The 11,460-nt window shown below is 69.3% G+C and carries 18 protein-coding genes; 12 read left to right on the top strand and 6 right to left on the bottom strand.

Annotated elements, in window-relative coordinates; translation table 11 throughout:
- Nucleotides 1–18: 18 nt before the first annotated feature.
- On the bottom strand, nucleotides 19–615 hold the full coding sequence (locus VGX25_RS23105; protein WP_326919970.1) for a TetR/AcrR family transcriptional regulator: 597 nt from the start codon (nucleotides 613–615) through the stop codon (nucleotides 19–21).
- Nucleotides 616–668: 53 nt separating this feature from the next.
- On the opposite strand from VGX25_RS23105, the gene VGX25_RS23100 reads away from it, so the two are divergent.
- Nucleotides 669–2,045: an AarF/ABC1/UbiB kinase family protein gene (locus VGX25_RS23100; RefSeq protein WP_326919969.1), complete on the top strand. Its 1,377-nt coding sequence runs from the start codon at nucleotides 669–671 to the stop codon at nucleotides 2,043–2,045.
- On the top strand, nucleotides 2,042–3,130 hold the full coding sequence (locus tag VGX25_RS23095; RefSeq protein ID WP_326919968.1) for a cytochrome P450: 1,089 nt from the start codon (nucleotides 2,042–2,044) through the stop codon (nucleotides 3,128–3,130). Before VGX25_RS23100 ends, VGX25_RS23095 begins: the two co-directional genes overlap by 4 nt.
- Here the strand turns inward: VGX25_RS23095 and VGX25_RS23090 are convergent.
- A complete protein-coding gene (locus VGX25_RS23090; protein WP_326919967.1) occupies nucleotides 3,122–3,709 on the bottom strand; it encodes a hypothetical protein in 588 nt (195 codons plus the stop codon). The genes VGX25_RS23095 and VGX25_RS23090 overlap by 9 nt on opposite strands.
- Before the next feature lie 217 nt (nucleotides 3,710–3,926).
- Between VGX25_RS23090 and VGX25_RS23085 the strand changes: the two genes are divergently transcribed.
- The 9 genes from VGX25_RS23085 to VGX25_RS23045 all read left to right on the top strand — a co-directional run bounded on the left by VGX25_RS23085 (nucleotide 3,927) and on the right by VGX25_RS23045 (nucleotide 8,704).
- A complete protein-coding gene (locus VGX25_RS23085; RefSeq protein ID WP_326919966.1) occupies nucleotides 3,927–4,553 on the top strand; it encodes a tetratricopeptide repeat protein in 627 nt (208 codons plus the stop codon).
- A gap of 559 nt (nucleotides 4,554–5,112) precedes the next feature.
- Nucleotides 5,113–5,514 carry a DUF6907 domain-containing protein gene (locus tag VGX25_RS23080; RefSeq protein WP_326919965.1) on the top strand — a complete coding sequence of 134 codons (402 nt, stop codon included), beginning with the start codon at nucleotides 5,113–5,115 and terminating at the stop codon, nucleotides 5,512–5,514.
- 310 nt (nucleotides 5,515–5,824) lie between these two features.
- Nucleotides 5,825–5,959, top strand: coding sequence for a hypothetical protein (locus VGX25_RS23075; RefSeq protein WP_326919964.1), 135 nt, complete (start codon nucleotides 5,825–5,827; stop codon nucleotides 5,957–5,959).
- Nucleotides 5,956–6,192: a hypothetical protein gene (locus VGX25_RS23070; RefSeq protein ID WP_326919963.1), complete on the top strand. Its 237-nt coding sequence runs from the start codon at nucleotides 5,956–5,958 to the stop codon at nucleotides 6,190–6,192. Before VGX25_RS23075 ends, VGX25_RS23070 begins: the two co-directional genes overlap by 4 nt.
- 145 nt (nucleotides 6,193–6,337) lie before the next feature.
- Entirely contained in the window at nucleotides 6,338–6,589 is a 252-nt protein-coding gene (locus VGX25_RS23065) for a hypothetical protein (protein WP_326919962.1), read from the top strand.
- A gap of 91 nt (nucleotides 6,590–6,680) precedes the next feature.
- Complete coding sequence (locus tag VGX25_RS23060; RefSeq protein ID WP_326919961.1) at nucleotides 6,681–7,469, top strand: helix-turn-helix domain-containing protein; 789 nt, start codon at nucleotides 6,681–6,683, stop codon at nucleotides 7,467–7,469.
- On the top strand, nucleotides 7,460–7,795 hold the full coding sequence (locus tag VGX25_RS23055; RefSeq protein WP_326919960.1) for a PCC domain-containing protein: 336 nt from the start codon (nucleotides 7,460–7,462) through the stop codon (nucleotides 7,793–7,795). The genes VGX25_RS23060 and VGX25_RS23055 overlap by 10 nt, the downstream gene beginning before the upstream one ends.
- A 296-nt stretch (nucleotides 7,796–8,091) precedes the next feature.
- Nucleotides 8,092–8,334, top strand: coding sequence for a hypothetical protein (locus tag VGX25_RS23050; protein ID WP_326919959.1), 243 nt, complete (start codon nucleotides 8,092–8,094; stop codon nucleotides 8,332–8,334).
- Nucleotides 8,327–8,704: a hypothetical protein gene (locus VGX25_RS23045; RefSeq protein ID WP_326919958.1), complete on the top strand. Its 378-nt coding sequence runs from the start codon at nucleotides 8,327–8,329 to the stop codon at nucleotides 8,702–8,704. Before VGX25_RS23050 ends, VGX25_RS23045 begins: the two co-directional genes overlap by 8 nt.
- A gap of 321 nt (nucleotides 8,705–9,025) precedes the next feature.
- On the opposite strand, the gene VGX25_RS23040 is transcribed toward VGX25_RS23045, so the two are convergent.
- The gene (locus tag VGX25_RS23040; RefSeq protein ID WP_326919957.1) at nucleotides 9,026–9,430 is read right to left on the bottom strand and encodes a hypothetical protein; all 405 of its coding nucleotides are present in this window, start codon (nucleotides 9,428–9,430) and stop codon (nucleotides 9,026–9,028) included.
- A 130-nt stretch (nucleotides 9,431–9,560) separates the two neighbouring features.
- Between VGX25_RS23040 and VGX25_RS23035 the strand changes: the two genes are divergently transcribed.
- Nucleotides 9,561–9,953 (top strand): STAS domain-containing protein, encoded by a 393-nt coding sequence (locus VGX25_RS23035; RefSeq protein WP_326919956.1) that lies wholly within the window; start codon nucleotides 9,561–9,563, stop codon nucleotides 9,951–9,953.
- Nucleotides 9,954–9,956: 3 nt separating this feature from the next.
- On the opposite strand, the gene VGX25_RS23030 is transcribed toward VGX25_RS23035, so the two are convergent.
- The 3 genes from VGX25_RS23030 to VGX25_RS23020 all read right to left on the bottom strand — a co-directional run.
- Nucleotides 9,957–10,220: a hypothetical protein gene (locus tag VGX25_RS23030; protein ID WP_326919955.1), complete on the bottom strand. Its 264-nt coding sequence runs from the start codon at nucleotides 10,218–10,220 to the stop codon at nucleotides 9,957–9,959.
- A 128-nt stretch (nucleotides 10,221–10,348) separates the two neighbouring features.
- Entirely contained in the window at nucleotides 10,349–11,086 is a 738-nt protein-coding gene (locus VGX25_RS23025; RefSeq protein ID WP_326919954.1) for a hypothetical protein, read from the bottom strand.
- Between the two features lie 145 nt (nucleotides 11,087–11,231).
- On the bottom strand, nucleotides 11,232–11,460 hold a 229-nt coding region (locus tag VGX25_RS23020), incomplete at its 5' end, for a hypothetical protein (protein ID WP_326919953.1).

Genomic DNA, 11,460 nt, shown 5'->3' with positions numbered 1-11,460 from the left:
ACTGCAATTTACGTCAGTTCAACGCTGGCCGGCGATCAGGTTGTAGATCATCTCGACCCAGGTGGCGATGAACGTGTCGTCGTCGACCGGGGAGTCGGTGGTGCCGAGGAGGCCGCGCAGGAGGCGGTTGGAGAGCAGCGAGCCGAGGCCGACGGCGGCGATGGCGGCGGCGCGGTCGGGCGGGCAGCCCCGGCTTTCGTGCAGCCAGGCGGCGAACTCGGCGTGGGTGGTGTCGACAAGGGCGGTGACGGCGCGCTGGACGAGGGCGGGGCGGGCGCGGGACTCGGAGGCGAGGATGCGCAGGAGCTCGGCCTCGTTGTCCAGCTCGGTGAGGGCGTAGCGGGCGGTCATCGTGAGCTCGGCGCGGGTGTCGCCGAGGCCGGTGAACAGGCGGCGGATGTCGCGCAGGGCGCTGAGGCGATCCAGGTGGCGGTCGATGCCGGCGGTGAGGACCTCCTCTTTGGAGCGGAAGTGGTGGTAGAGCCCGCCGGCGCCCGGTGTGAGGCCGGCGGCGGCCTCGATCTGGGCGACGCTCGTGCCGCGGAAACCGTTGTCGCCGAACAGGCTCATCGCCGCCTCGATGATCCGGTCCCGGGTGGGGGTTGACGTCGCCATGCGCCTAAGTGAACACTGAGGAAACGGAAGTGTCTAGTTAACGGGAGTCATTGATGGCGGAACAGGCCTATCCCGTGCGCCGGGGGCGGCTCGCCCGGACGGCGCCGCTGGTGGGCCTGGCCGGTCGAACCATGGGCGAGGCGGTCGTCGCCACGCTGCGCGGCAAGGACCGCGCGCAGGTCCACGCGCGCAGTGCCGAGCGGTACGTGGAGATGCTCGGCCGGTCCCGCGGCGTGCTGATGAAGGCGGGGCAGATCCTGTCGTTCGTCACGCTCGGCCCGCAGGTGCGCGACGAGTACCGCACGCTGTACCAGTCCGCGCTGGCCCGGCTGCAGGACGACGCCCCGCCGATGGCGCCGGAGCTGGCCGCGTCGGTGGTCGCGGCCGAGCTGGGGTCGCCGCCGGAGAAGGTGTTCGCTTCGTTCGACCCGGTGCCGATCGCGGCCGCGTCCATCGGACAGGTGCACGCCGCGCGGCTGGCGGACGGCCGGCGGGTGGCCGTCAAGATCCAGTACCCCGGCGTGGAGGAGGCGATCCGCGCCGACCTGGCCAACACCGAGCTGCTGGCCACGTTCTTCCAGCTGATCCGGGGCCTTGTGCCGGAGGTGACCAGGGTCGACGTGCGGTCGCTGGCCAGGGAGGTGGCCGAGCGGATCGGCGAGGAGATCGACTACCGGACCGAGGCGGCCAACCAGGCCGAGTTCGCCGACGCCTACCGCGGGCACCCGTTCATCCGTATCCCGGAGGTCGTGCCGGAGCTGTCCACCCGCCGGGTGTTCGTGATGGAGCTCGTCGACGGGCTGCGCTGGTCGGCCGCGCGGTCCGCCGGGCGGGATCTGCTCGACCGGTGGGGCGAGATCATCTACCGGTTCTCGTTCGGCAGCCTGCGCCGGCTGGGGCTGTTCAACGCCGACCCGCATCCGGGCAACTACCTGTTCCATCCGGACGGGACGGTGACCTTCCTCGACTTCGGCTGTGTGAAACGGTTCTCGCGCTCACAGATCCGGTGGATGCAGGCCGTCTGCGAGTCCGCCGTAGACAGTCGGGCGGACGACCTGTTCGCGCTGCTGGTCGAGGGCGGACTGATCGACCCGGCCGACCCGCCCGCGCCCGCCGAGGTGCTCGCCTGGTTCCGCGAGTCGCTGCGCCCGCTGGTCGGGCCGCAGCCGTTCACCTACACCCCGGAGTACGCCGCTTCCGTTGTGCAGAGCGAGTTCTCGCCGCTCGGCCCGTTCAGCTCCGTGGTACGCAAGCTGACCATGCCCCCGCACTATTTGTTCCTGATGCGCATCGACCTCGGCGTCACCTCGGTCCTCGGCGCGCTCGGCACGACCGGGCCCTGGGAGGCGATCCGGCACGAGTACGACCGCGCCGGCCCGCCCGGAACCCCGCTGGGCGAGCAGGACCTCGCGTTCTGGAAGAGCCGATGACCGCGGCCGTACGGGAACCCGTGCAGTGGGTTTCGGAGCTTGGCGCCTTCGTGGTCACCGGGTTCGACGAGGCGTCCGCGGTGCTGCGCGGCCCCGGGTGGAGCAGCGACCCGCGCCGCAGCCCGCTGGCCCCGCCCGAGCTGGCCACCCTTCCGCCCGGCGCCATGCTGTTCATGGACCCACCCGACCACACCCGGCTGCGCCGCCTGATCGCCCCCGCCTTCGCCCCCAAGGCGATCGAGCACCTCCGCCCCCGGGTCGCCGCCATCGTCGCCGCCGTCCTCGACGACCTACCGTCCACTGTGGACCTGCTATCCGAGGTCGGCTACGTCGTCCCCCTCGCCGTCATCGCCGAACTACTGGACGTCGGCACCGAGGGTGCCGGGCTGTTCCGCGCCCAAACCCCCCGCCTCGTCCGCATGCTCGAAGTCGACGCCACCCCCGACGACCTCACCGAGGCCACCGCCGCCTCCCTCGAGATCACCATGTTCCTGCTCCCCCTGCTCACCTCCCGCCGAAGCCACCCCGGCAACGACTTCATCAGCGCTCTCCTCGCCGTCCCCGACCTCACCCTCGACGAGGTCCTCGCCACCTGCATCCTGCTCTTGGCCGCCGGCCACGAAACCACCGCCAACCTCATCACCAACGGCACCCTCGCCCTGTTGGAGCACCCCGCCCAACTCCCCCACCTCCTCGCCGCCCCCGCATCGGCGGTCGAGGAACTGCTCCGCTTCACCGGCCCGGTCCGCCTAGCCGCCCGCGTCGCCCTCACCGACCACGACCTCGCCGGCCACCCCATCCCCCGCGGCAGCCAGGTCCTCGTCCGCCTCGACTCGGCCAACCGCGACCCCCGCCGCTACCCCGACCCCGACCGCCTCGACCTCACCCGCCCCGGCCCCCCAAACCTCGCCTTCGGCGCCGGCCCCCACTTCTGCCTCGGCGCCGCCCTGGCCCGCCTCGAAGCCACCGAGACCCTGACCGCCCTCTTCACCCGCTACCCCACCCTGACCCCGACCGAACGCCCCATCAAATGGCGCGAATCAACAACCTTCCACGGCCTGGAGTCCCTTCCCGTCCTACTGTGAACACCGCCTCTGGTGCACATCGAACACCGGCAGCGGTTCGGCCGGCACGTAAATCCATCCGCGATGGTCGTGTCCGCCGATGTCCATTCGCACCAGTGGCAGGTACGCGTCGTCGTCGATACCGCTGTACCGATGTCTGATGACCGACTGGAAGATGTGGTCCGACACCGCCAACACCAGCGGCGCCGAAGTGTGCCTCGCCGCATCCTTGAGCTCCGGTGCGTCGACGAGCCGACACGTGATGTCGAGCGCCTCGCCGAACGGCCCGCGGCTGTCATAATGGATCTCCCCGGCGTGTAGCGAGGCCCGTAGCCGGAGCGGACATCCGGCAAGATCCGCGTTGTGCTCGGCGATCAGCTCGCTCAGCGCCGGAATGAAGGCGTTGATCAGCAAGGTCTTCGGCACTTGGTCCACCGGGTGGACGATGACCAGCGCGCCGTCGCCGCGGTCGACCATCCGATCCCGGTGTCGCTCGGCAATCCCGCTCTGCGTCAAGGCCTCGTCGAGCAGGCAGTACATCGCCTGCCGCAACCGGGCTCTCGCCGGATTGGTCCGGGCCGTCGACTCGACGATGTCCACCGCAACAATCGTCCGGTGCAGTGGTACCGGCGAAGCCGCGGTCCTCGGATGCCTCGACAGCGCCCTGCCGGTCGTCCAGGAACCGGAAACAGCGACCTGGAAGGCCATGTGCTCAGTGGGATCGGTTTCGTCCACAGTCAACTCGGCCGGTTCTCGACGGCCCTCATCTTCCACAACGGGCACTTCGCATAGCCAAGCAGCTGGGAACCAGGACCTCGTGGGACACGTCCTGAACAGCCTTGGTCTGGTTTACCAGCGGATCGGCGACGCCGGCAAGGCACACCGATGCCACAACCAGACCTGGGAGACCGCGCGGCGGATGGGAAACCCAGGCCTGGAGGCTGACTCGTTGAAGAGCCTCGGCGCGGTACGGCTGGCGCAGGGCCGCGCCGGTGAGGCGGTCGGCCTGCTCGAACGGGCGTTGACCGTCGCCGTCGGGATAGGCCAGCGCGACATCGAGGACTACGTACGCCGAACCCTTGGCCGCGCCCATGGCCGGTCGGGTGAAGCCGACATGGCCATGGAGCATCTGCGATCGGCACCGTTCACCGCCCGGGACACCGGCAATCGGGAACTGGAAGCGGAGACCCTCAACGTATGCGGTGAAGTCCTGCTGGCCGGCGACGCCAAGCTGGCCCTCGAGAATTACGCGGGCGCTCTCGCGTTCGCCCGCGACACCCATAATCGGTGGCAGGAGGCGCGGTCACTCGACGGACTCGCCGATCGGTGCTGCGGCAGAGGTGCGGCGCTCCCAATGGCTCGTACCCTCGCCCCACCGGAGAGCAGGGCCGTGACCTGGGCCTTCGTGGCGCGCCCGAAGGGATTCGAACCCCTAACCTTTTGATCCGTAGTACCAGCAGATAGGTGACCAGCGGTCCCGGGCAATACCCGGAAATACCTATCGGTACAGGTCAGAGGCAACTGGCGTCCCACCTCATCCCGCCGAATACCCGGCACTTTCTGAACGTCCGGGCACCCAGCGGGCACCCATGAGAGATCACCAAGACCCACCGATCAAGATCGAGTCTTGGGAGATCCTGATGTCCACTCCAAACACTTCGCCCCGTCGTCCGCGCCTGCCCTGGTGGGGCCACGTCATCGTCCTGGTGCTCATCCTCGGCGGCCCAGCCATCTCGGTCATCACCGGCAACCCGCTGTCCGCCTGGGTTCTAGTGCCCGCCGGCTGGGTTATTGGATCAGCCATCCTTCGTAGGCGAAGTCGCGCTCTAGCCCGAGGGGACGCATGCGGTCACGCCCCATTCGAACCGAGGTAACGCAGATCCATGGCGTGGCGACTTGACGTTTGTGTACAAATGAGACAATCGCCTTCCCCCCACGTAGGCGGTCCCCGGCGGTGGAGCAACACCAACCGGGGACCTTGATCAGGAAGTTGGTCCTGACCCATGGCTAAGCGTAACCGCGAGATCAAGAAACCGTACTGGCAGACCCAACCGTGTCCGTCGTGGTGCTGGGGCACGCACGCCAAGCATGATGGCGGCCCGGACCGCACCCACTTCAGCCGGTGGGAGGGCAAGGTCATGCTGTCCACGCCGGACGCGTTGATGGTGAACCCGAACGACTCGCTCGACGTCGAGCCGTTCACCCTGGAGGTCACCCTCAGGCAGGGCTACCGGGAGGTCGAACCGACCGTGCACGTCTGCCAGGCGCAGGCCGAGGCCGAGCGCTGGCGCAAGCTGTTCAACGACGACAACGGCATGGTCGACCTGCCGTTCACCTTGGCTGAGGCCGAGCGGCTCGCCAAGCGCCTACTCCGCGCGGTCCGGCTCGCTCAATCGTCGCGCTGAGGGAGGTCCCGGAGGTCACGCCGTAGCTGGTCCACATCCCAGCGGGCGTGACCTCCCGGCGTGACCAGGGCCGGAGTCACGAGCCCGGTCTGCCACCAGCGGTGCAGCGTCGCGCGGGCCACGCCGATCTCGGCAGCGGCCACGCCGGTTGGCACGAGCTTCGGCGGCACGCTGCGGCGTCCGCACCGACCCGCGCAACCCCGCTCCTCGGCGCGAGTCGGTAACACTCCCGGTTCAGCGCGCGACCCCTTCACGTCACCGACCGCCGCCCGGTGGCCCGCCCGCTCCCACGCAGGAAGGACCGATATCGGTGCACCGTCCGCCCGCCACATCTAAAACGCGACGAGCCAGGTGGCCATGGGGCGCGGCCATCGCCATGTTCGCCATCGCCCTGATGGTCATCCTGATCGTCGTGCTGGCCGACGCGCTGCGGTGGGCTCCATGACCGGCCAGCCCGTGACGCCGCGCCAGCACCCAATGCAGTGGCCGGTGCCGGTGGACGTGCGTGGTCGGCGCCGAGAGCTGATCGTGACCATCAACGATGAGGGCCAGGTGGTGTTGCTGCTCCCGCCTGGTGAGGCATGCACCCTCCCGCCGACCTCGGACCTGCAACTGCACCAAGCGCTCTATGACGCCCGCAAGATCGCTGCCGAGCTCGAAGTAAGGCGCGCCGAATGAGAGGCCGACGAAAGCTCACACCGCCGAAGCGGTCGAGCTGGCCGACTCGCTCGGCGACAACGACCGGTTCGCCGGCCTGCCCGACACGCTGCGGTCGGCGGCGGCAGGGGTAACGAGATCGGTCGCGTAGTCGACGCAATAGCGCATGAACGACGACGACTTGATCGGTGGGTTCACCAAGGAGCGGGATGTGATTCGTCGGCCCACCGGCGGCACCAAGAAGCAACCGGCGCCCGCTGGTGAGTTCCACGCCAGCCACGACGGCAAGGTGACTGTTTGCGGCACGCCGATGGTGGGGCGAACGCAACCGTGGTCAACGCGTCCAATGGGCATGAGACGTTGCGCCGCCTGCGTGGCCGAAGTGGGCAACCCGGATCAGGAGCCCGCCGCTCGGTAGGCTGGACCCCGTACCTCTCGCCTGAGGAGGAGCCCCCGGGTTGGCCGCCGGGGGCGGCGAGGGGTTCGCCTGGCGAAGAGGTCTGGACCCAATGCCCGATGACGCATGTGAGCCGTCGCTCGGCTGCCTGATCCGTGATCTGCGGATGGCGCTCGGCTACTCCCAGGGTCGGCTCGCCGAGCGGCTGTGCGAGCTGAGCGGGGCGACGATCACCCGTGAGTACGTGTCCCGGTGGGAGTGTGGCAAGCGGATCCCGTCGCGCTACTGGCTGCCGCACCTGGCGACGGCGTTGCAGGTGCCGCTGAGCACCTTGGAGGTGGAGCGGGTGAGACGTCGCGAGTTCCTACGGCTGGCCGCGGTGGCGCCGGCCCTTGGCGCGCCGGACACGGCTGCAGAGCTGATGGCGTCCATCGCCGGGGGTGACTCCGCACCGCTGGCCGAGGTCCAGACCACTCACAGCGCCGACCTGGCGCTGGCGCGGCTCACCGGGACGGATCGGGCGAGCCTGTTGCATCTGGCCCGGTGGATGACTGACGGCGGGTCGGACGTGCTGCGTGTGAACGCGGCCGGCATCCTCGCCAAGACGACCGAGCTGGACATGCTCGACGCGGTCGCGCTCACCCTGGCCCGGGATGAGCGCGCCCGGGAGCGGTACGTGTGGGCGGTGCGGACCCGGGTCGGCGACTCGGCGTCGGCGCTGGCCGCCGAGGTGTTCAACCGGCGTGACTCGGGTGCCCGGTGGTGCGCGGCGTGGCTGCTCGGCCAGGATGGCAGCCCGGCAGCGCGCGAGGCGCTGATCGTGGCCCTGCGCCATGACCCGGTGCGCGAGAACGTCCGGGCCATCGGCCTGACCTTGAACGGAGTCGACCCGTGCACGTGATCGAGATCAACGATGGCGAGCTGATGGAGACGCTGACCGACCGCCTCGCCGAGCTCGGCGTCAAGCACGGCGCGATCGTCTCGCTGATCGGTGGCGTGGACGCGTTCACGATCTCCACCATGCCGGCCGACGACGCGACCAAGGATGTCGTAACCGACTATGCGCTGCCGGCCGAGATGAGCGGCACCGGCGAAGTCGTGGATGGCACCCCGCACGTGCACGCTGTGATGGCCGTCGAGGGTGACCGGGCCATCTCCGGCCACCTCCACACCGCGCACATTGGCACGTGGTTCGCTCGCGTGTACGTGATTCCGGCCGCCACGTAGACGTCTGGGATTTGGCCACTATTTTGGCTACTACCTGACCGCCCATCGCGGGCCGATGGTCAGGGTGTGAGTAGCGAACCGGGACCAACCGCAGCCCCGAAGCCAGAGCGCGTGGCGTGGGACATTCCTGTGGTCGACGCGCACGGGCGCGATCGCGTGTTGCGGATCGTGGCTCGTGCTGACCAGGTGGTGATGCTATCGCCGCTTGGTGAGGGCTGGACCATCCCGGCCCGGTCTGACGGGGTGTTGTTCGATGCGATGCGCGAGGCTCGGACGATGTCGCGTCAGGTGCACGAGTGGCCGTCGTCATGACCTGGCGACAGAAGCCGGTCGGTGCCGATCTGCTGCGCTTGTTCGGCCCGTGGCTGGACGGAGTCGAGCTGGCCGCCGGGGAGTGCCTGCTTTCCCACGAGCCGGCCCGGCGGACCATGCTCGGCGACCGGTGCCCGGAGCCGGGCTGCCGGTCGATCATCTGCGGGACCACGCCCGAGCAGCTGACCGCGCGCGTGGTCGACCACCGTAGGCGGTGTCATGGCTGACGCACTGGCGCGGCAGTCCGATGCTGTGCGAAAGGGCGAGCGACTCGCTGCGCTGCTCACCGCGACCGCCGGGGAGCTGGCCGCGCACACCGCCCCCCAGCCAGTCACCGCGGTGGCGCCGGAGCGGGTCGACGCGGTGGCGCTGCTGGCCAAGCTCGGGCAGCGGCTACCCGAGTTCTGCAAGCGGGCTGTCCTCGGCGAGGTCGACAACGACGACTGGGACGACATGGCTGGGCTGTTGGCGGAGGCGTTGCAGGCCTGCCTCGCGCAGATCGAGCAGGTCGTGATCGACGTGGACGCGGCGGCCGACAGCGACGAGACGGCCGGCGGCACGCTGGTGCGGCGGGACTTGTCGGCCAGCGGGCCCTGAAACGATGGCTGCCATGGATCGTATGCGGCTCATGTGGGCCGACCCTGAACCGGCCGTCAGCACGGTGGTGGCCGATGCCATCGGGCGGTGGTGGGTGCACATGCTCCAGGGGTGTTGGGTGCGTGTCGATGATCCTGACGGCCCGCCGCAGCCCTGGCGTGAGGTCTCGGGCATCTTCTGGCCGGTGCGCGAAGCGGTGCCGGCCTACCGTGCCCACAGTGGGCCGGGGCCCGGTGTCGGAGCAAACCGCGGTACGCGTTAGGTGCGCCGCTCGGGGCGTTTGACCGGGGCTCGTTCGCGCGGCTCCTGTGTCCGGCGGGCTCAAGCAGCCAGGCGAATGCAACGAATGGGCAGCGCACCGCGCAGCCAGCGATCGGCGTCGTCACGGTGGATCCGCCAGGAACCGTTGGTCATCCGCTGATCGCCTCGCAGGCCGTGCCAGCCGCTCGACGACACGAACCGCCCCAGTGCCTCGGCTACGGTGCTTTGGGGTACCCGGGCGTAGGTGGCAGTCTGCTCGATGGTCATCCAGGGGGAGCAATACGGCGGAGGGTTCGCCTCGTTCGCTTCGGCTGCACTTCGACCACCGTAGTTCTTGAAGATCCGCAGGATGGTGTTCTGGAACTCGACGGGCATCTCGTCCCACGGCGGCGCCTCAGCCACGACGCGCTTGATGTCTTCCCAGCGCGCGGCGGTGGTCTGTGCGGAAGATCTGCGCATGCCCATGACATCGTCGCCGAAGCCTAGTGTCCTAAGTGCATTCAGCCGTGTGGGTTACCCCCGACCGGCTCAGCCCAGGCCGATGGGCGGACCTGGCGTAGTGACGTCTGTACCGGGGTGCGGGCAAGATAGGTCGATGACGACTCTGAACGACGGCACGTCGATGCCGGATTCTCCCGATGTGCCTCTGCTGGACGTCGTTGTGGTGAAGCAGGGTGACGCCGTGGTGCTGGAGGTGTCCGGCGAGGTTGACATGGCCACCGCGCCGCGGCTGCCGACACACGTGCTGGAAGCCATCGATACCCGTCCGATGGTGCTGGTGATCGACCTGGCGGCGGTGCACTTCTTCGGCTCGTCGGGACTAGCCGTGCTGGTCGATGCTCAGCAGGAGTCCGACGCGCAGACCCAGCTGCGGATAGTGGCCAGCCGAGCGGATGTCTTGCGGCCGTTGCAAGTGACCGGCCTGGACAAGGCACTAGCGCTGTACGCCACCCGCGAGGACGCAGTACGTGACGCCGCCACTGAATAGCTGTCACCGGGTGGGCAGCCGGCCAGCATGGAACAACGCCTTGAGCCGGGTGACCTCCATCGGCGCGTAGAGGGTGCGCCACCCCTGGTGGAACAGCGGGCCCGGACGTAGGCCTTGGCGGGACTCGAACGGCCAGGATCCCACCGTCCAGTCCTTGGCCACCCGCAGCAACTCGCTGCTCCCCAATGCGGCCTCGGCGTGGCGGTCGTTGGCCCAGCACGGGCCGATCGACCGGCCGGTCACAGTGCACCGCAGGTAGGCCGCCATGTCCGCCAGTCTCACCCCGGGTGGCCGGACTGGACAACCCCTGGACAGCAAGAAGCGCCCCGCCTCTCCCGGATTGCGGAGAGGCGGGGCGTGGTTGTCCTGCTGGTAGTGAAGGACCGAGCAGGAGATCAGGTGGTGTCGGCGAACGCTCTCTCGAGCACCCACTCGGGGTAGGTGTTGACGGTGCCGTACGCCGGGTGCTGGGTCTTGCCCGGCTCGAGGCCCTCGGCGCGCAGCAGGCGGCCAGCGCGGGCGCCGACCCGCTGCAGGTACACGCGGTCGGTGGGCAGTTCGTTGAGTCGGGCGTAGGCCAGCGCCGAGTACCAGTCGTGGGCGCCCTCGATCGCGTCCATCCGGGCGGCGACCTCGCGCAGCTGGCTGGCCTGGCGTTGCTGCTCGGCTTCCAGCCGGCCGACCTGCACTAGCGCGGCCATCTGGTGGCGCACCCACTCGGGCATGCCGGCCACGTTCGCCTCGACCACCTCAGCCTGCACCGTGCGTTCGGCGAAGTAGGCCTGGGCCGCGGCGACCTCCGGCTTGTTCGGGTCGCCGTTCATCGCCACGAGGTAGGCCGCCTTGCGCGAGAGCTCGTAGTCCTCGCGATCGCCGGCACCGAACCGACCGTTGGCCTGCCGGTTACCGGATTCGGTAACCGGTCCGACCTGCACGAATTCGCGCGCGACGTCCATGCCGGTATTGCTCGCGGCCTGCATCGCGCGGGCGACCACTGTGGCCAGGTTCTGCCACTTCGAGTAGGCCATCAGGCCTTGGAGCTGGCGGGCCGACCAGAACTCGGTGCCGTCCGGGCGGGTCTGCATGATTCGGTCGAAGGGTGACCGGTACTCGGCGAGCTGAAGTGCACGCATGTGGACAACTCCTTGGAGGGATCGGAGGGATGGGTGCATGCCCGGCCGGGGCCCGTCCCTCCAAGGCAGGCGCCGACCGGACATGCGAAAACCCCAGGCCGAGGGAAGGCGGCGCTGGGGTTCGTCTTGTGGATGAAGCTGTGGACTACTGGGTGTAGGTCGGCGGCCGGGCCGAGCCGAGTAGCACCCGGGTCGCCCAGTCCGGGATGTGCGGTTCGATCCAGCGGGCGAACGCGTACACCGCGGCCAGCGCGGCCAGGTTGGTGACCGCGTCGACCACCGGGGCCGAGGACAGCCATGCCTCGGCGGCCGGCGGCAGGCCGAACTGCTTGACCAGGAACACGACCAGCGCGGCCCAGGCGGCGGGCATGACG

Source organism: Actinophytocola sp. (genome assembly GCF_035942955.1).
Taxonomy (GTDB): domain Bacteria; phylum Actinomycetota; class Actinomycetes; order Mycobacteriales; family Pseudonocardiaceae; genus DASYTH01.
Note: the sequence above shows the minus strand (reverse complement) of the source record. Positions and strands in the feature narration are given on the sequence as shown.